General features: G+C 76.0%; 18 protein-coding genes. 11 read left to right on the plus strand and 7 right to left on the minus strand.

Translation table 11 applies throughout. The annotated features are described in order from the left end of the window. Positions 1-50: 50 nt before the first annotated feature. The 5 genes from C8D89_RS02055 to C8D89_RS02075 are packed head-to-tail and all read left to right on the plus strand — an operon-like array spanning position 51 to position 5,665. Entirely contained in the window at positions 51-827 is a 777-nt protein-coding gene (locus tag C8D89_RS02055) for an IclR family transcriptional regulator (RefSeq protein ID WP_116706378.1), read from the plus strand. Beyond that, complete coding sequence (locus tag C8D89_RS02060; RefSeq protein ID WP_165825502.1) at positions 824-1,576, plus strand: HAD family hydrolase; 753 nt, start codon at positions 824-826, stop codon at positions 1,574-1,576. The genes C8D89_RS02055 and C8D89_RS02060 overlap by 4 nt, the downstream gene beginning before the upstream one ends. Continuing rightward, a complete protein-coding gene (locus tag C8D89_RS02065) occupies positions 1,576-3,102 on the plus strand; it encodes an FAD-binding oxidoreductase (protein WP_243417723.1) in 1,527 nt (508 codons plus the stop codon). The genes C8D89_RS02060 and C8D89_RS02065 overlap by 1 nt, the downstream gene beginning before the upstream one ends. Beyond that, on the plus strand, positions 3,102-4,259 hold the full coding sequence (locus tag C8D89_RS02070) for an FAD-binding oxidoreductase (protein ID WP_116706380.1): 1,158 nt from the start codon (positions 3,102-3,104) through the stop codon (positions 4,257-4,259). The genes C8D89_RS02065 and C8D89_RS02070 overlap by 1 nt, the downstream gene beginning before the upstream one ends. Beyond that, positions 4,256-5,665, plus strand: a complete 1,410-nt coding sequence (locus tag C8D89_RS02075) for a (Fe-S)-binding protein (protein ID WP_116706381.1) — start codon at positions 4,256-4,258, stop codon at positions 5,663-5,665. Before C8D89_RS02070 ends, C8D89_RS02075 begins: the two co-directional genes overlap by 4 nt. Positions 5,666-5,717: 52 nt before the next feature. Here the strand turns inward: C8D89_RS02075 and C8D89_RS02080 are convergent, their stop codons facing one another. Then, entirely contained in the window at positions 5,718-6,746 is a 1,029-nt protein-coding gene (locus C8D89_RS02080; protein WP_116706382.1) for a thiamine-phosphate kinase, read from the minus strand. A gap of 83 nt (positions 6,747-6,829) precedes the next feature. Between C8D89_RS02080 and C8D89_RS02085 the strand changes: the two genes are divergently transcribed. Together C8D89_RS02085 and C8D89_RS02090 are read left to right on the plus strand one after the other, a co-directional pair. Further along, positions 6,830-7,066 (plus strand): Lrp/AsnC ligand binding domain-containing protein, encoded by a 237-nt coding sequence (locus C8D89_RS02085; protein WP_116706383.1) that lies wholly within the window; start codon positions 6,830-6,832, stop codon positions 7,064-7,066. Positions 7,067-7,070: 4 nt separating this feature from the next. Then, positions 7,071-7,637 carry a DUF3515 domain-containing protein gene (locus C8D89_RS02090; RefSeq protein WP_116706384.1) on the plus strand — a complete coding sequence of 189 codons (567 nt, stop codon included), beginning with the start codon at positions 7,071-7,073 and terminating at the stop codon, positions 7,635-7,637. A 54-nt stretch (positions 7,638-7,691) separates the two neighbouring features. Here C8D89_RS02090 and C8D89_RS02095 read toward each other — a convergent pair whose 3' ends face one another. Genes C8D89_RS02095 through pdxR form a run of 3 tightly spaced genes read right to left on the minus strand, consistent with a single transcriptional unit; the run spans position 7,692 to position 11,029 of the window. Next, a complete protein-coding gene (locus tag C8D89_RS02095) occupies positions 7,692-8,774 on the minus strand; it encodes a D-alanine--D-alanine ligase family protein (RefSeq protein ID WP_116706385.1) in 1,083 nt (360 codons plus the stop codon). A gap of 22 nt (positions 8,775-8,796) precedes the next feature. Continuing rightward, positions 8,797-9,603: a tryptophan 2,3-dioxygenase gene (locus C8D89_RS02100; protein ID WP_116706386.1), complete on the minus strand. Its 807-nt coding sequence runs from the start codon at positions 9,601-9,603 to the stop codon at positions 8,797-8,799. A gap of 40 nt (positions 9,604-9,643) precedes the next feature. Then, entirely contained in the window at positions 9,644-11,029 is a 1,386-nt protein-coding gene (pdxR, locus tag C8D89_RS02105; protein ID WP_116706387.1) for a MocR-like pyridoxine biosynthesis transcription factor PdxR, read from the minus strand. A gap of 68 nt (positions 11,030-11,097) precedes the next feature. Here pdxR and C8D89_RS02110 point away from each other — a divergent pair, with 68 nt between their 5' ends. Further along, positions 11,098-11,742, plus strand: a complete 645-nt coding sequence (locus C8D89_RS02110) for a pyridoxamine 5'-phosphate oxidase family protein (protein ID WP_116706388.1) — start codon at positions 11,098-11,100, stop codon at positions 11,740-11,742. Positions 11,743-11,745: 3 nt separating this feature from the next. On the opposite strand, the gene C8D89_RS02115 is transcribed toward C8D89_RS02110, so the two are convergent. From C8D89_RS02115 to C8D89_RS02125, 3 genes are all read right to left on the minus strand, one after another. Next, positions 11,746-12,237 (minus strand): ATP-binding protein, encoded by a 492-nt coding sequence (locus tag C8D89_RS02115; RefSeq protein WP_116706389.1) that lies wholly within the window; start codon positions 12,235-12,237, stop codon positions 11,746-11,748. Positions 12,238-12,313: 76 nt separating this feature from the next. Then, positions 12,314-13,312 carry an NAD(P)H-dependent glycerol-3-phosphate dehydrogenase gene (locus C8D89_RS02120; RefSeq protein ID WP_116706868.1) on the minus strand — a complete coding sequence of 333 codons (999 nt, stop codon included), beginning with the start codon at positions 13,310-13,312 and terminating at the stop codon, positions 12,314-12,316. A gap of 23 nt (positions 13,313-13,335) precedes the next feature. Next, positions 13,336-14,085, minus strand: coding sequence for a lysophospholipid acyltransferase family protein (locus C8D89_RS02125; RefSeq protein ID WP_243417725.1), 750 nt, complete (start codon positions 14,083-14,085; stop codon positions 13,336-13,338). Positions 14,086-14,247: 162 nt separating this feature from the next. Between C8D89_RS02125 and cofC the strand changes: the two genes are divergently transcribed. From cofC to C8D89_RS30665, 3 genes are all read left to right on the plus strand, one after another. Next, positions 14,248-14,958 carry a 2-phospho-L-lactate guanylyltransferase gene (gene cofC, locus C8D89_RS02130; RefSeq protein ID WP_116706390.1) on the plus strand — a complete coding sequence of 237 codons (711 nt, stop codon included), beginning with the start codon at positions 14,248-14,250 and terminating at the stop codon, positions 14,956-14,958. Between the two features lie 113 nt (positions 14,959-15,071). Further along, positions 15,072-17,441 (plus strand): RNA degradosome polyphosphate kinase, encoded by a 2,370-nt coding sequence (locus C8D89_RS02135; protein ID WP_423716624.1) that lies wholly within the window; start codon positions 15,072-15,074, stop codon positions 17,439-17,441. A gap of 49 nt (positions 17,442-17,490) precedes the next feature. Then, a complete protein-coding gene (locus C8D89_RS30665; RefSeq protein ID WP_116706391.1) occupies positions 17,491-18,390 on the plus strand; it encodes an NUDIX hydrolase in 900 nt (299 codons plus the stop codon). The last annotated feature ends 18 nt before the right edge of the window (positions 18,391-18,408 follow it).

The following is an 18,408-nucleotide window of genomic DNA, read 5'->3' on the forward strand; positions in this document are numbered from 1 at the left end:
GACCGCGTCGGTGATCCCCCTCATGGGCGTACCCGGGAAGGAGAACCCCGATGCCGTCGGTGCAGTCCCTGACCCGGGCCCTCGACCTGCTCGACCACCTCGCCGACGCCGGCGGGCGGGCCACGCTCTCCGAGCTCGCGGCCGCCTCCGGGCTGCCCGCGGCGAGCGTCCACCGGCTGCTCGCGACGCTGGTCGCGCAGGGCCACGTGCGCCGCGAGGCGGGCCGGCGCTACGCGCTGGGGCCGCGCCTCGTGCGTCTCGGCGACGTCGCGGGGCATGTGCTCGGGGAGGGCGTCGGCCCCGCCCTGCGCGAGCTGGTCACGGCCACCGGGGAGTCGGCCAACCTCGCGGGCCTCGACGGCGACACCGCGGTCTACCTCGCCCAGGCCCCGTCGCCGCACCCCATGCGCATGTTCACCGAGGTCGGGCGCCGCGTCCCGCTGCACGCCACGGGCGTGGGCAAGGCGCTGCTCGCGGCCATGACGCCCGAGGAGGTCGACGTGCTCGTGGCCCGCACGGGCATGCCTGCGCGCACCCCCGCCACGCTCACCGACCCCGCCGCGCTGCACGACGAGCTCGCCGCCGCCCGGGCCCGCGGATGGGTGCTCGACGAGGGCGAGCAGGAGGTCGGCGTGCGCTGCGTCGCCGCGCCCGTGCCGCGCGCGCCGACGCCGTGCGCGGTGTCGGTGTCCGGGCCCGCGGCGCGCTTCTCCCCCGCGGAGGCCGAGCGCGCGGGGCCCACCGTGGTCGCCGCGGCCGCGCGGCTGGGCGAGGAGCTCGCGGGGCTGCCCGACGACGACGCGGACGCCTCGGGAGGTGCGCGGTGACCCCGCGGGTCGCGGTCTGCTGGGACGTCGACGGCACGCTGCTGCACGGCGGGACGGTCGGTCGCGAGGTGCTCGCCGCCGCGTTCACCGAGGTCACGGGCCACCCCGCGCCGATCGACCGGATCGCGATGGGCGGGCGCACCGACTGGCTCATCGGCGAGGCGCTGCGCGACGCGCTGGCCGCCGAGCACGCGGCCGCCATCACCGCCCGCGGCGACGATTTCGGCCACGCCATGGTGGCCGCCGTCACCGCGACGTGGGAGCGGCGGGCGGACGACCTCGTCGCCGTCGCCCGCACCCTGCCCGGCGTGCGCGAGACCGTCGCCGCACTCGCCGCCGAGCCCGGCGTCGTGCAGACCCTGACCACCGGCAACGTGCCCGCCGGCGCCCGTGCCAAGCTGACCGCGGTCGGGCTCGCCGACTCCCCCATCGACCTCGACCTCGGCGGCTACGGCGTCGGCCCGGGCGCGCGCGTCCGCGTCGTCACCGCCGCCCGGGACGCCCTCGCGGCCCGGTACGGCACCGCGCCGGCCCTGGTCGTCGTCGGCGACACCCCGCTCGACGTCGAGGCCGCGCACCGGGCCGGCGCGGTCGCGGTGGGGGTCGCGACGGGCCGGTCGAGCACCGACGAGCTGCACGCCGCGGGCGCCGAGCACGTGTTCGCCGACCTCGCCGACCCCGCCCGTCTGGTGGCGGTGGTGCGGTCGGCGCGCGAGGATTCGTGGCACACCACCCGAGGAGGCTCGTGATGCCGGAGCGGACGATGGAGGCCCCCCACGGCGGCACCGGGAACGACGCCCCCGGAGCGGCGACTCCGCCCGTGGCCGTCGGGCCGGAGCTGGCCCGGGCGTTCCGCGACGTCCTGCCCGCGGACCTGGTGATCACCGACGAGGTGGGCCGGCGCAGCTACGAGTGCGACGGGCTCACCGGCTTCCGCCAGATCCCGGCCCTGGTGGTCCTGCCGCGCGACGCCGACGAGGTGGCCGCCTGCGTGCGGGTCTGCGCCCGCCACGGCGTCCCCTTCGTGGCGCGCGGTGCCGGGACGGGGCTGTCGGGCGGCGCGATGCCCGTCGCCGACGGCGTCGTGATCTCGCTGCAGAAGCTGCGCCGCATCCTCGAGATCGACGTCGAGAACCGGCGGGCCGTGCTGGAACCGGGCGTCTACAACCTCGAGATCTCCAAGGCCGCCGCCCCGTACGGCCTCTACTACGCGCCCGACCCGTCGAGCCAGCAGGTCTGCACGATCGGCGGCAACGTCGCGGAGAACTCCGGCGGCGCGCACTGCCTGAAGTACGGCTTCACCACCAACCACGTCCTCGAGATGGAGGTCGTGCTCGCCGACGGGTCGGTGGTCACGCTCGGCGGGCCGACGGGCGAGCAGGCCGGGCCGGACCTGCGGGGGCTGTTCATCGGCTCCGAGGGCACGCTCGGCATCTGCACCAAGGTCACCGTGCGGCTGCTGCAGACCCCCGAGACGGTGCGCACGGTGCTCGCGGACTTCCCGTCGATCGAGGCCGCGGGCGACACCGTCGGCGACATCGTCGACGCGGCGATCATCCCGGCCGCGGTGGAGATGATGGACTCGCTGTCGATGGAGGCCTCGGAGGCCGCCACCGGGGCCGGGCTGACCGTCGACGCGCCCGCAGCGCTGATCATCGAGCTGGACGGGCCGGCCGACGAGGTCGAGGCCGAGTTCTCCCACCTGACGGCCATCTGCGAGCGCCACGGCGCCACCCGGATGCACGTGCCGGCCGAGGCCGAGGAGCGCCAGAAGGTGTGGAAGGGCCGCAAGGCCGCGTTCGCCGCGGTCGGGCGGATCAGTCCCGACTACATCGTCCAGGACGGCGTGGTCCCGCGGACGCGGCTGGCGGAGGTGCTCACGCGGATCGCCGAGATGGGCCGCGACGCCGGTCTGCGCGTCGCCAACGTCTTCCACGCCGGCGACGGCAACCTGCACCCGCTGGTGCTCTACTCGGAGGCCGCGGGCGAGCACGACGCCGCCGAGAAGCTCTCCACGGACATCGCCGAGCTGTGCGTCGAGCTGGGCGGATCGCTCTCCGGCGAGCACGGCATCGGCACCGACAAGGCGTGCTCGATGCCGCGGATGTTCTCCTCCGACGATCTCGCCGTGATGCACCGGGTGCGGCACGCCTTCGACCCGGACGACCGCTGCAACCCGGGCAAGGTCTTCCCGACGCCGCGCCTGTGCGGCGAGCGCCCCGGGCCCTACCGCCCCCATCCCCTCGAGGAAGCCGGAGTGATCGAGCGCCTCTGATGACCGACACCATCACCCCGCGCTCGCTCGACGAGCTGCGCGACGCCGTCATCGACCGGCCGGGCACGATCCGCATCGCGGGCGCCGGCACCGCCCACGACTGGGCCGGGACCCCGGAGCCCGCCGACACGGTCCTCGACACCACCGGGCTGTCGGGCATCGTCACCCACAACCCCGGCGACATGACCGTCGAGGTGTGGGCCGGGACGCCGTTCGGCGCCCTGCAGACCGACCTCGGCGAGCACCACCAGCGCGTCGCGGTCGACCCCGCACGGGCCGCCGAGGGCGCCACGCTCGGCGGGCTGTTCGCCACCGCCGACGCCGGTCCCCGCTCGCTGCAGTACGGCTCGCTGCGCGACCTCGTCATCGGCGCGACCATCGTGCTCGCCGACGGCACCGTCGCGCGCTCGGGCGGGCACGTCATCAAGAACGTCGCGGGCTACGACCTGACCAAGCTGCTGCACGGCGCGCAGGGCACGCTCGGGGTGCTCGCCCGGCTGGTGCTGCGCCTGCACCCCACGCCGCAGGTCACCGCCACCGTCGCCGCGTCCTGCGAGCGCTCGGCGATGGCCGGCCTCGCGCGCCGCGTCGCCGACAGCCCGGTGGAGCCGACCGCGGTGGAGTGGCATGCCGGGCGGCTCCTGAGCCTGCTCGAGGGCTCGGAGAGCGGCGCCGAGGCCCGCGCGCGCCGGCTCGCCGAGATCCTCGGCTCCGACGCCGCCGTGCTCGCGCCCGACGACGCCACGCAGGCCTGGGAGGCCCACGCCGCGGCGGTGCGGGCCCGTAGCGACGACCGGGCGGTGTTCCGGTTCGGGGTGACGCCCTCCGAGCTCCCGCGGGTCCTCGACGCGCTGGAGTCGGCGACCGGGGTCACCGCCTCGCCGCGCACCGGCGTCGCGACCGTGGCACTGCCCGCCGACGCCGACGTCGTGGCCACCGCCCACCGGCGCGTGGCCGAGGCCGGTGGCACGTCGACCCTGCGGCAGCGGCCCGCCGGCGCCGCGCTACCCGCGTTCGGCCCGGCACCCGCGTCCGCGACGGTGCTGCGGGCCGTCGCCGCCTCCCTCGATCCCGACCAGCGCTTCGGGCGCGGGCGCCTCGCGCCGTGGCTCCCGCTGCCAGACCAGACCGGACAGCCGACCGGAGTGAGCGCATGACCACCCACCCCACGCCCGGCCCCACCCTCGACTTCTCCTCCGAGCGCGGCGAGAAGCCGGCCCCGGAGCGGGCCGACCTACTCGGCGGTGCCGGACCGTCGGAGTTCGGCTCGTTCGACGCGCACCACCCGCCGGCGCAGGAACTGCTCGACGACTGCGTGCACTGCGGGTTCTGCCTGCCCACGTGCCCCACGTACGCGCTGTGGGGCGAGGAGATGGACTCCCCGCGCGGGCGCATCTACCTCATGGAGATGGCGGAGAAGGGCGAGATCCCGCTCGAGGGCTCGTTCACCACCCACATCGACCGCTGCCTGGGTTGCATGGCGTGCGTGACGGCGTGCCCGTCGGGCGTGCAGTACGACCGCCTGCTCGAGGCCACGCGCCCCCAGATCGAGCGCAACGTGCCGCGTTCGCGGTCGGATCGCTGGTTCCGCGAGGCGATCTTCGCGCTGTTCCCCTACAAGCGGCGGCTGCGCGCGGCGTCGCTGGGCGGGGCGCTGTACCAGCGGTTGCGCCCGAAGAGCATGGACAAGCTGCTGGCCAGGGTGCCCGAGCGGTTCGGGCGGCTCGTCGCGATGGAGTCGCTGCTGCCGCCGGTGAGCGTGCGCGACGCGTTCCGCCGGATGCCAGAGCGCACGCCGGGGATCGGGCCGCGCCGTGGCCGTGTCGGGCTGCTCACCGGTTGCGTGCAGGACGTGTTCTTCCACCCGGTCAACGAGGCCACCGCCCGGGTGCTCGCCGCCGAGGGCTGGGACGTCATCGCGCCGCGGGAGCAGGCGTGCTGCGGCGCCCTGGGCCTGCACGCGGGCCGGGAGGCCGAGGCGATCGAGCGGGCGAAGAAGCTGATCGCGGTGTTCGAGCGCGCGCAGGTCGACACGATCGCCACGAACGTCGCCGGCTGCGGGTCGTCGATGAAGGAGTACGGCGAGCTGCTCGCCGACGACCCCGAGTGGGCGGAGCGGGCGGCCGCGTTCGCGGCGAAGGTGCGCGACATCTCCGAGGTGGTCGACGAGACACTCGCCGACGCCCGGGCCCGGCGGCACCCGATCGAGGCGCGCGTGGTCTACCACGACGCGTGCCACCTCGGGCACGCGCAGAAGATCCGTAGCGAGCCGCGGCGGGTGCTGCGGGCGATCCCGGGTGTCGAGCTCCTCGAGCTGCCCGAGGCGGAGATCTGCTGCGGGTCGGCGGGGATCTACAACATGCTCCAGCCGCAGGCGGCGAGCGACCTCGGCCACCGCAAGGCCGGCAACATCCGCGGCACCGGCGCCGACCTGCTCGTCACCGCCAACCCGGGGTGTCTGCTGCAGATCCGCAAGTACCTCGGCGCCGACCTGCCGATGCTCCACCCGATCCAGCTCGTCGACGCCTCCATCCGCGGCGTCCGGCCGCCGGAGATGGGCTGACCGTCCTACGTGCGTGATCTTCTGAGCTATAGCCCAGAAGATCACGCACGTACTACCGCCAGTGCAGGTAGCCCGGGTCGCCGGAGCCGCCCCAGCGGTCGGCGTCGACGGTGACGCCCGTGCCGGCGCGCACCTCGCCGCACACCACCCAGTCGGCGGGCACGACGTCCTCGCTCGGGAACGTGGCCACGAGTGCGTGGTCCTCGCCGCCGGTGAGCGCCCAGCCCAGGGCGTCGCCGCCGAGGGCCGAGGCGACGTCGCGCAGCTTGTCGGCCACGGGCACCAGGCGCGAGGACAGGTCGACGTGCACGCGCGAGGCGGCGGCGACGTGGCCCAGGTCGGCGAGCAGCCCGTCCGAGGTGTCGATCATCGACGTGGCACCGGCGCGCGCCGCGACCGGGCCGGCGCGCCACGGCGGGCGGGGGGTGCGGTGCGCGGCCACCATGGCCACCGGGGAGCGGAAGCCGCGCCGCAGCACCGCCATCCCCGCCGCCGACCACCCCAGCTGCCCGCACACGGCCACCACGTCGCCCGGGCGCGCCCCGGACCGCGTGACGGCCGCCCGGCCCTCCAGGTCGCCGAGCGCCGTGATGGACACCACCAGCGTGTCCGCCGACACGGTGTCGCCCCCGACCACGCCGATCCCGGCGTCCGCGGCGGCGTCCCACACCCCGGCGGCGAGCCCGTCGAGGACCTCCGTGCTCGTGTCGCCCGGGCAGGCGAGCGAGAGCAGCAGCGCGGTCGGCACCGCGCCCATGGCCCCGATGTCGGCGAGGTTCGCGGCCACCGCCTTGCGGCCGACCTGCTCGGGTGCCGACCAGTCCAGTCGGAAGTGCACGCCCTGGACCAGCGTGTCCACGGTCGCCACGACCCGCCCGTCGGGCGCCGCGACCACCGCGGCGTCGTCGCCCGGGCCCAGCAGCGTCTGCTCGGGCTGGAAGCGCTCCCCGGTCAGGCGGTCGATGACGCCGAACTCGCCGAGCTCCGCCGCGGTCTCGCCCGCCTCGGGCGCGCCGGTACCCCGGCGGGCGGTCCCCCCGGTTCGTCCGTGTCCCCCGCGCCCGTTCGCCGTCCGGCTCACCCCTCAGCTCCCTGCGGTACCTTGCCTGCCACGCCGTGCCGGTGCACCCGTCCGCCGGCCCCCGTCCCCGAGGAGGCACGTCCGTGGTCCAGGCCTACATCCTGATCCAGACCGAGGTGGGTCGTGCCGCCGCGGTCGCCTCGGAGGTGGCCGGGATCGACGGGGTGAACACCGCGCGGGACGTCACCGGACCCTACGACGTCATCGTGTGCGCGGAGGCCCACGACGTGGAGTCGCTGGGTCGCACGGTCGTGAGCGCCGTCCAGAAGGTGCCGGGCATCACCCGGACGCTGACCTGCCCCGTCGTGTCCGCCGACTGACCCGGTGGCGCCCACGCGCGCACCCGAGGTGGTGCGCCGGCTGCCCCGTGTCCTCGTCGGGATCGTCCTGACGCTGCCCGTGCTGGTCGTGGTCGGCGTCCTGGTGGCCTCGGTCGTGCTCGTCCGCGACCCCGTGCCCGACGTCGACACCGTGCGCCTGCCCGTCCCCGCGGTGCCCGTGCCCGCCGCGGCCAGCGCCGACTGCTCCCGGCTGCTCTCCGGGCTGCCCGGTGAGATCCCCACCGAGCGCGGCCTGATGCCCCGCCGGGTGCTCGCCGTCCCGGCGCCGGCGGCCACGGTCGCGTGGGGCGGGGAGGACGCCACCCCGCCCATCGTGCTGCGCTGCGGCCTGCCGCAGCCCGCGGAGCTGCACGCCGGCGCGTCCGTGCTCGACGTCGAGGGCGTCGAGTGGATCGCGGTGGACGACCCGGCGCCGGGCACGTCGACGTGGGTGACCGCCGACCGTGCCGTGTACATCGGGCTGACGATCCCCGCCGAGATGGGCACCGGCCCCATCGAGGACGTCTCGCGCGGGGTGAAGATCGCGCTGGTCAGCCGTCCGGCGGGCTGACATCGACCCGGTGGTCCGGCTCCGCTGCGTGTCCGGCTCCGCAGCGTGTCCGGCTCAGCGCGGTCCGACGCCGCGGGCCCGCGCCGTCTCGACCAGGGTGGCGAGCAGCGTCGGGTAGTCGACGCCGGCCGTGGCCCACATGCGCGGGTAGAGCGACGTCGAGGTGAACCCGGGCATGGTGTTGAGCTCGTTGACGAGCAACCGCCCGTCGGGGGTGAGGAAGAAGTCGACGCGCGCCAGGCCCTCGGCGTCCATCGCCCGGAACACCGCGACCGCGGCCTCGCGCACGGCCTCGGTCACCTCGTCGTCGAGCTTCGCCGGCACGTCGAGCTCGCACGCGTCGTCGAGGTACTTGGTGTCGAAGTCGTACCAGCCGGCGTCACCGCCGACGACGCGCACCTCGGCCGGCACGCTCGCCTCGACACGGCCGTCGGGGTGCTCGAGCACCCCGCACTCGATCTCGCGCCCGACCACCGCGGCCTCGACGAGCACCTTGGGGTCCTCGCTGCGAGCGGTGGCCAGGGCGGCGTCGAGGTCGGCCCAGTCGGTGACCCGGGTGATGCCCACCGACGACCCGGCGCGGGCGGGCTTGACGAACACGGGCAGCCCGAGGCGCTCGCGCTCGGCGTCGGTGAGCGTGTCGCGCTCGCGGCCCAGCACGACGACGTCACCGACCGCCAGGCCCGCGTCGCGCAGCAGACGCTTGGTGACGTCCTTGTCCATCGACGCGGCGCTCGCGCACACCCCGGCGCCGACGTAGGCCACGCCGGCCATCTCCAGCAGCCCCTGCACGGTGCCGTCCTCGCCGCCGGGACCGTGCAGGACGGGGACGACGACGTCGACGCGGCCCAGCGAGCTGCCGTCGTCGAGGGCGATGAGCTCGCGGCGCGTCGGGTCGGCGGGCAGCGCGACCGGGCGCCCGCCGGTCACCTCGGGCAGCTCGCGGCCGTGCAGGCGCAGGGCGTCGGGGTCGGTGGGACCGAGCACCCAGGCGCCCTCGGGCGTGATCGCCACGGGGAGCACGTCGTACCGCTGCGGGTCGAGGTGGGCGAGCACGCTGCCCGCGGACAGGCAGGAGATGCGGTGCTCGCTGCTGCGTCCCCCGAACAGGACGACGACGCGGGGACGGTTCGTCATGGCGGCGGAGCCTACGCACCCCTCACAGCGCCGTGCGGACGGCGTACAGCTCCGGGAAGAAGGAGAGGTCCAGGACGCGGCGCAGGAAGGACGCCCCCGTCGTCCCTCCGGTGCCGGTGCGGAAGCCGATGGTGCGCTCGACGGTCTTGAGGTGCCGGAAACGCCAGAGCTGCAGGTTGTCCTCGATGTCGACGAGCTCCTCGCAGGTCTCGTAGACGTCCCAGTGCCGCTCCGGCGCGTCGTAGATCGTGCGGAACACCTCGACCAGGCGCGGGTCCTCGCGGTGGGCGGCGCGCACGTCACGGTGCGCCACGTCGTCGGGGACGGGGTGGCCGCGGCGCGCGAGCAGGCGGAGGAACTCGTCGTAGAGGCTCGGGCGCTCCAGGGCCGCGGTGAGCAGGGCGCGCGCCGCGGCGTCGTCGGCGTGCAGCTCGAGCATCGCCGGGTCCTTGGCGCCGAGCAGGAACTCGACCGCCCGGTACTGGTAGCTCTGGAACCCCGACGACGTCCCGAGGAAGCCGCGGAAGCGCTGGTACTCGCTGGGGGTGAGGGTCGCGAGCACCGACCACTGCTCGATCAGCTGCTTCTGCACGTGCTTCACCCGCGCGAGGCGCTTGAGGGCGAGCGCGAGGTCGTCGCGCGCGAGGTCGTCGCAGGCGCCGGTGAGCTCGTGGAGCGCCAGCTTGAGCCACAGCTCCGAGGTCTGGTGCTGGATGATGAAGAGCAGCTCGTCGTGGGCCTCGGGGCGCGAGAGCGGGGCCTGCGCCGCGAGCAGCTCGTCGAGGTGCAGGTACCGCCCGTAGGTCAGGGGCTCGGTCGGATCTGCCACGCGCCGATCCTCGCCGCCGGGCCCGCCCGGCGCGAGGGCGTCAGCCGCCGAGGACGGTGGTCAGCCGTCGCAGGGCGTCGTCGAGCTCGGCGGCGGTCGGTCCGGCCCAGCCGACGAGCACGCCGCACGCGCGGGGCACGGCCGGGTCGAGGTGGCAGGGGCCGAGCGCGGTGAGGTGCACGCCGTGGTGGGCCGCCTCGTCGACGACCGCGTCCTCGGCCGCCCCGTCGGGCAGCGGGACGACGAGGTGGGCGCCGGCCCGGTCGCCGCGCACCGCGTGACCGCCCGCGGCGACGGCGTCGACCACCCGGGCGCGGCGGGCGGCGAGCTCGCGGCGCAGCCGGGCGAGGTGGCGGGCCAGCGCGCCGTCGGCGTGCAGTGCGGCGACGACCTGCTGGCCGGCCGGCGGGGGGCGCACGCCGGTCGCCCGGCGGCGGGCGAGCACGCGCTCGCGCCAGGCCGGGGGCGCGACCATCCAGCCGGCGCCGAGGGTCGGGGTCAGCACCTTGCTCGTCGTGCCCAGGTGCACGGTGACGTCGGGCCCCAGGCCGGCGAGCAGGGGCAGCGGGGCCACGTCGTAGCGCAGCTCGCCGTCGTAGTCGTCCTCGACCAGCAGCAGGCCCTCGTCGCGGGCGCGGGCGACGAGCGCGGCGCGCCGGGCCACGGGCAGGCGGGCACCGAGCGGGTACTGGTGCGCCGGCGTCACGTAGACGGCGTCGACGCCCCCGGGGACGTCGTCGACGCGCAGGCCCTCGTCGTCCACCCCGACGCCCACGACCTCCGCGCCGGCGTCACGCAACAGGGCCGTGGCGCGCAGGTAGCCGGGGTCCTCGACGGCGACGCGCGGCGGGCGCCCGCGATCCGCGGCCAGCAGCGCGATCACCTCGGCGCACCCGTCGGTGGTGCCCGAGGTCGCGAGGACGTCGTCGGGCGCGGCCGCGAGCCCGCGGTGGTGCAGGAGCAGGCGGGCGACGGCGTCGCGGTAGGCGGGGACGCCGGCGTGCTCGGGCCTGGTGGCAAGCTCGAGGTCCCCGGCCCGCCGCCAGGCCCGGCGCCACGCCCGCCGGTCGAGCACCTCCGTGCACGGCGCGCCGGGCCGTAGGTCGATCAGGGCTTCGCCACGTGCGTGATCTTCTGAGCTATAGCTCAGAAGATCACGCACGTGGGAGGTGGCCAGCACGTACGTGCCGGCGCCGCGGCGGGGGCCGAGCCAGCCCTCGGCGACGAGCTGGTCGTAGGCGGCGGCGGTCACCGTGCGGCTGACGCCCAGCTCCTCGGCCAGCGACCGGGTCGACGGGACGCGGTGCCCGACCCGGAGGACACCCCGCGCCGCCGCGTCCCGTAGCCCGTCGGCCAGCTGCACCGCGAGCGGGGTCGGCACCGACCGGTCGAGCGGGAGCACGAGCTCCGGGGGCAGCCCGCGCACGAGTGGCCTCCTCGGATCGCACGGAAGTGGCCGTTCGAGGATGCCACTCCACCCACCACGCTGGGAGCGTGACCACCACCCCCCTGTCCCCCACCGACCGCTCGCGGGTCCGGCGCCACCGCGACCGCCAGCGCGAGGACCGCGCCGAGCTGCACGCGGTGCTCGACGAGGCGCTGGTCGCGCACCTCGGGCGCGTGGTCGACGGCGAGCCGGTGGTGCTGCCGACGCTGCACGCCCGGGTCGGCGAGGTCCTCTACCTGCACGGCTCGAGCGGCGCGGCGAGCCTGCGCGGCGACGAGCCGGTGTGCGTGACGGTCACGGTGCTCGACGGGCTCGTCTACGCACGGCGCTGGTTCACCCAGTCGGCGAACTACCGCAGCGCCGTCGTCCGCGGCCGCGCGCGACGGGTGACCGACACCGGCGAGGTCCTCGGAGCCCTGCGCGCCCTGGTGACGCGCGTCGCGCCCGGCCAGGAGGACCACGCCGAGCCGCCGAGCCGCAGGGAGCTGGCCGCGACCGCGGTGATCGCCGTCGACCTCGCCGAGGCCAGCGTCAAGGCACGCAGCGGCCCGCCCGGCGACGCCGAGGCCGTCGCGGCGGGCGACCACCGGTGGGCGGGCGTGGTGGGGCTGGCCACCCGCGTCACCGGAGTGACCACCTGCCCGGCACTGCCGGCGGACACCCCGGTGCCCGCGCACGTGCCGACCGGGTAGCGGTCAGGCCATCGCCGCGGCCCGGCCGGCCTCGACCGGGGACGTCGCGGAGGCCGGCGCGATGCGGCGGCGCAGCTGCACCGTCGTGCCGCCCTCGTCGGCGAGCACGGCCGTGGAGTGCATGAGCTCGCGCATCAGCGGGAGCCCACGCCCGCGCCAGCCCGGCCCGTTGCTCGGGCGCCACGCGCCCTCGTCGAGGACCGTGACCACGAGGTCGCGACCGGTGAGCAGCGGACACGACACGACCGCCCACAGCGTCATGAGCCCCGGCGTGCCGCGCCCGACGTAGGCGTGGTCGACGACGTTGGCGAGGGCCTCGTACACCGCGAGCGCGAGGTCGTCGGCGGTGTCGGTGTCGGTGAGTGCGCCGACCCAGCCGCGGAACCGCCGCCGCAGCATCGCCGCGTTCTCGGTGGTCGCGAGTGCGCAGAGCTCCAGCGGGGCCACGGCGGTCCGTGGCGCCACCCTCGGGCCCATCCGCTGCAGCACGTCCATCGCGGCCAGTGTTCCCGGGGCCGGGGGCGGCAAACGTCGTCCCCACGGTCGGAGTCCCCACGGTCGGAGCACGCCGTCACTCCACCTTGAGCTCCCGGTTGATCAGCTCCTCGCCGACCTCCTTCGCCGACACCTCGCCCGCGCACACGCGGCGCACGGCGTCGACGATCGGGGCGTCGACCCCGTGGCGGCGGGCCAGCTCACCGATGGCGTCGCACGACTTGACGCCCTCGGCCACCTGGCCGTGGTTGGCCTCCTCCGCCTCGGCCACCGACATCCCCCGGCCGAGGGCCTCGCCGAACCGCCGGTTGCGCGACAGCGGGGAGGAGCAGGTGGCCACGAGGTCGCCCATGCCCGCCAGCCCCGCCAGCGTCAGGGGCTCGGCGCCGAGGGCCACGGCCAGCCGCGAGATCTCGGCCAGTCCCCGGGTGATCAGCGACGCCGCGGTGTTGTCGCCGTAGCCCAGGCCCGCGGCCGTGCCGCAGGCGAGCGCGATGACGTTCTTGCACGCCCCACCGAGCTCGCACCCGATGACGTCGGGGTTGGTGTAGGGCTTGAAGTAGCCGGTCGAGCACGCGTGCTGCACCGCGACCGCCCGTTCGTGGTCGGGGCAGGCGACGACGGTGGCGGTGGGCTGCTCCGCGGCGATCTCCCCGGCGAGGTTCGGCCCGGACACGACGGCCACCCGCCCGGCCTCGGCGCCGGTGACCTCGCGGATCACCTCGCTCATGCGCAGCAGCGTGCCCCGCTCGACGCCCTTGGCCAGGCTGACCAGCGTCACCCCGTCGGGCAGGTGCCCGCGCCAGCGTTCGAGGTTCTCGCGCAGCCGCTGCGCCGGCAGCGCCAGCACCACCGCCTCGGCGCCGTCGAGCGCCTCGTCGGCGTCGGCGGTGGCGGCGAGGTCGATCGGCAGGGTCACGTCGGGCAGGTACTCGGGGTTGCGGTGCTCGCGGTGCACGGCCTCGGCGACCTCGGCCCGGCGCGCCCACAGCGTCACCGGCGTCCCCGCGTCGGCGAGGACCTTCGCGAACGTCGTCCCCCACGAGCCCGCACCCAGCACCGCGACCCGCTTCAGCGGCGGCACGTCCTCCCGCGCGGTCACCGGCCCGTCCCCCGCTCGCCGTGGGCGCGCACGGGAGCCGGCTCGCCGCGCACGTCGGCGAGCAGGTCGCGCACCGCGGTCATCATCCGGTCGGTCGCCTCCCGCAGCGCCGACACCTCGGCCGACCGCTCCCGCCCGGGCTCGGCCTGCGCCACGCGGGCCCGCAGGTCGTCCATGGGGATCGGCGCTCCCGCCCGCACGGTGATCGTCGTGCGCCACGAGGGCCGGAAGCGGCGGCGGTAGTGGTCGTAGACCGAGAGCGTGCCCCAGTGCACGAGCGGGACGACGGGGACGCCCTCGCGCTGGAGGGCGAGGCGCGCGGCCCCGGAGCGGGCGGCCATCGGCCACCCCGCCTCGTCGCGGGTGATCGTGCCCTCCGGGTAGATCACGACGACGCCGCCGTCGTCGAACGACGCGCGGGCCGCCTCGAGGCTGGCCCCGGCGTCGGCCGACCCGCGGGTGACCGGGATCTGGCGGCTGCCGCGCAGCACCCGGCCGAACAGCGGGACCTTCCACAGCGACGCCTTCGCCAGGAACCGCGGCACGCGCCGCGCGCGGTGCACGAAGACCGCGGTGTACACGGGGTCGAGGTAGGAGACGTGGTTGCACACGAGCAGGGCCGGCCCCTCGGCGGGGACGTGCTCGAGCCCCTCCATCCGGCGCTTGGCCAGCAACCATGTCAGCGGGTAGAAGACCGCGGCCGCCAGGGCCACCCACGGCCCGCCCTTCTCGCGCGCCCGTGCCACCGGCTCGCCCACCTCCGCGGATCCGTGCGGGCACGGAGGGTCCGGCCCGATGCCGCGCAGTCTCTCCCGCGCCGCCGGGCCGGTCCAGCGAGACCCGTCACCCCGGTGGGTCCCCGCGCCCGGCCCCCTGCCCCGCCACGGCGCAGGGGGCAGACTGGTGCGGTGCACGAACGGGTCGACCTCGTGGTGCCGGTGAAGGAGCTGCGCCGCGCGAAGTCGCGCCTCGCCCCGGCCGTCGCCGGCCTGCCCGGCAGCGACACCGACCGCGAGCAGGCCCACCGCGCGCTGGCCCTCGCCATGACCCGGGACACGCTGCGCGCCGCGCGGGCCGCCGTGCGCACCGGCCGCCTGGTCGTGGTCACCGGCGAGCCCGGCATGCGGCTGGACGGGGTGGGCGAGACCGTGGCGGACACCGGCGCCGGCCTCAACGCCGCCGTGCGACGCGGCGCCGACCACCTCCGCCGCACCGGTGGCGCGCGCCGGGGGGTGGCGGTGCTCCAGGCCGACCTGCCCGCCCTGCGCCCCGACGAGCTCGACGACGCCCTGGCCCGGGCGGAGACCCTGTTCGCGACCGGCACCGGGGCGGCCTTCGTCGCCGACCACACCGGCACCGGCACGACCCTGCTCGTCACGGCGCCGGGGCGGGTGCTGCGGCCGCGGTTCGGGCCCGGGTCCGCCGCGGCGCACGCCCACGCGGGCGCGGTCGCCCTCGACGGCGAGTGGCCCGGCCTGCGCGGCGACGTCGACACCGTCGACGACCTCGCGCGGGCGCGGACGCTCGGGACCGGTCCGGAGACGAGGGCCTGGCCGGGCGCGCCCCCGGACCCGGCGGCCCTCGGCAGGCGCATGGCCACCCCCTGCGGCCCGCGCTGAGTGGCCGCCCGGCGAGCGACCGGTGTCCGGGCGGTGAACGCCTCCGACGCGGACCGTGGGCCGGATCGTCGGTGCCTCGCGGCGCCGCCGGGCCTCGGGCACCATCGGAGGGCGTGAGCCGCTCTGTGTCCTCCCCCGCGTCCGGGCCGGCCGACGGGGCCGACGCGCCCGCCGTCGACGACTTCGTCGACGACTTCGCCGCCGAGACCGTCGAGGGTCCCTCCGAGGCCGGGACGGCGACCCGTCGCGCGGGCAGCGGGGGCGGACGTCGCGACGGGGCCGGGTTGGCCGGACCCCTTCCCCCCGCCGCCGCCGACGAGCCGTCCCGCGGCACCCGGGGCCGCACTCCCGGGGCCCCGGCCGCCCCGACCGCGAGCCCGGCGTCGGCCGCGGACCTGCCCGCGGACCGCTACGACAGCCGCGAGCTGTCGTGGCTGGAGTTCAACGCGCGCGTGCTGGCGCTGGCCGAGGACCCCAGCCAGCCGCTGCTCGAGCGGGCCAAGTTCCTGTCGATCTTCGCGTCGAACCTCGACGAGTTCTACATGGTGCGGGTGGCGGGCCTGAAGCGCCGCGACCAGGCCGGTCTGGCCGTGCGCGGCGCCGACGGCCTGACCCCGCGCGAGCAGCTCGCCCGGATCTCCGCCCGCACCCAGGAGCTCGCGCACAAGCACGCGCGGGTGTTCCTCGACGAGGTCGCCCCGGCGCTCGAGGACGCGGGCATCCACCTCATCGACTGGTCGCAGGTCACCGAGGAGGCGCGGCCGCGCCTGTCCGAGTGGTTCGCCCGCCAGGTGTTCCCGGTGCTCACGCCGCTGGCCGTGGACCCGGCGCACCCCTTCCCCTACATCTCCAACCAGTCGCTCAACCTCGCCGTGGCCGTGCACGACCCGCAGACGGGCACCGAGCACTTCGCGCGGGTCAAGGTGCCCAACAACGTGCCCCGGCTGGTGCGCGTCGGGCGCGACCCGTCCAGCGAGGACGGCGCCGGCACCGACCGCGAGGCGTGGTTCCTGCCCATCGAGGACCTCATCGCCGAGAACCTCGACCAGCTCTTCGAGGGCATGGACGTCGTCGAGCACCACGTGTTCCGCGTGACGCGCAACGCCGACCTCGAGGTCGAGGAGGACCGCGACGAGGACCTGCTGCAGGCCCTCGAGCGCGAGCTCGCCCGGCGGCGCTTCGGGCCACCGGTGCGCCTGGAGATCACCGACTCGATGAGCGAGCACATGCTCGAGCTGCTGCTGCGCGAGCTCGACGTGGACCCGCACGACGTCGTGCAGGTGCCGGGCCTGCTGGATCTCTCGGCGCTCATGGAGCTGCAGAGCCTGTCGCGCCCCGACCTCAAGGACCCGGTGTTCGTGCCGGCCACCCACCCCGCGTTCAGCGAGGGCGAGACGCCGAAGAGCGTGTTCGCCACCCTGCGCGAGGGCGACGTGCTCGTGCACCACCCCTACGACTCGTTCTCCACCAGCGTCCACCGCTTCATCGAGCAGGCCGCGGCGGACCCCAAGGTGCTGGCGATCAAGCAGACGCTCTACCGCACCTCGGGCGACTCCCCGATCGTCGAGTCCCTCATCGACGCGGCCGAGGCCGGCAAGCAGGTCGTGGCCGTCGTGGAGATCAAGGCCCGGTTCGACGAGCGCGCCAACATCGGCTGGGCGCGGGCGCTGGAACGCGCGGGCGTGCACGTCGTCTACGGCCTCGTCGGGCTCAAGACCCACTGCAAGGCCGTGCTCGTCGTGCGCCAGGAGGGGCAGACCATCAAGCGGTACTGCCACCTGGGCACCGGCAACTACAACCCCAAGACCGCGCGGCTCTACGAGGACATCGGCGTCTTCACCGCCGACGAGACCGTCGCCGCCGACCTCACCGACCTGTTCAACGTGCTCACCGGCTACGCGCGGCGCCGCGCGTACCGCAAGCTGCTGGTGGCGCCGTACGGCCTGCGTCGCGGCATCGTCGAGCGCATCGACGGCGAGCGCGAGCGGGCCGAGCGCGGCGAGACCTCGGGCATCCGCATCAAGGTCAACGGCCTGGTCGACGAGCAGGTGATCGACGCGCTCTACCGGGCCTCGGCGGCCGGGGTGCCCGTCGACCTCGTGGTGCGCGGGCTGTGCTCGCTGCGGGCGGGGGTGCCGGGCCTCTCGGAGAACATCCGGGTGCGCTCGATCCTCGGCCGGTTCCTCGAGCACTCGCGGATCTTCCACTTCGTGGGGGCCGACGAGCACTGGATCGGCAGCGCCGACATGATGCACCGCAACCTCGACCGTCGGGTCGAGGCGCTCGTCCCCGTCACCGACCCGCGCCTGACCGCGCAACTGGACCGCATCATGGACTCCTCGACGGCCCCGTCGACGCGCTGCTGGGTGCTGCAGCCCGACGGCTCCTGGGATCCCTGGCCGGTCGCCTCCGGCGAGGGCCACGACGGCATGGCGGTGTGCGACCACCAGGTCCAGCTGCTGCGGCGCCGTGAGGCGGAGTGACGGGCGGCCGGTGAGCGCGCGAGACGCAGCGGAGCGGATTCCGAACGAGATGGCCACCGTCCACGCGGCCGGGGCCGTGCTGTGGCGCCCGGCGGGGGACGCGGCCGAGGTGGCCGTGGTGCACCGCCCGCACCACGGGGACTGGAGCCTGCCCAAGGGCAAGGTCGACCCCGGCGAGTCGCGGGTCGACGCCGCCGTACGCGAGCTGGCCGAGGAGACGGGGTTCGCCGCCGTGCTGGGCCGGCACCTGCACACGGTGCGCTACCCGGTGGGCGGCGACGAGAAGGTCGTCGACTTCTGGGCGGCGCGGGCCGGCGAGGGCCGCTTCACGCCGGGCGAGGAGACCGACGAGCTGCGGTGGCTGGCGCCCGCGGACGCCGCCGCACTGCTGTCGTACGCGTCGGACCGCGCCGTGCTCGACGCGTTCACCGCCCACCCGCCGGACCTGCGCACCGTGCTGCTCGTGCGCCACGCGCTCGCCGGCAAGCGGACGGAGTGGGCAGGGCCCGACAGCGAGCGTCCGCTGGTCGACGAGGGGCGGGTGCAGGCGCAGCAGCTCGCGCACCTGCTCGCCCGCTTCGGGGTGGGCGCGCTGTACGCCGTGCCCAAGACCCGGTGCCGGGAGACGCTCGCGCCCTACGCCGCGGCGGCGGGCCTGCGGGTCGAGGACGCCCCCGAGCTCGGCGACGGCGCCGTGGAGCGCGACGACGCGCCGGCGCTCGCGACGCTCGCGCGGCTCGCGGGCGGCGCGGTGACCGCTGCGGCCTGCGCGCAGGGCGACGGCATCCCGCACCTCGTGCGCGCGCTGGCCAAGGCGGCGCCGGAGACGCCGGCGTCGGACCGCGACCTCGCCGACCCGCCGTGCCGCAAGGGCAGCGTGTGGGTGCTGTCGTTCGATCCGGACGGCACGCTGGTGGCCGCCGACTACCACCGCGACGGCGTCTTCTGACGACCTGCGTCACGGGAC

This window comes from Actinomycetospora cinnamomea (assembly GCF_003096675.1).
Classification (GTDB): domain Bacteria; phylum Actinomycetota; class Actinomycetes; order Mycobacteriales; family Pseudonocardiaceae; genus Actinomycetospora; species Actinomycetospora cinnamomea.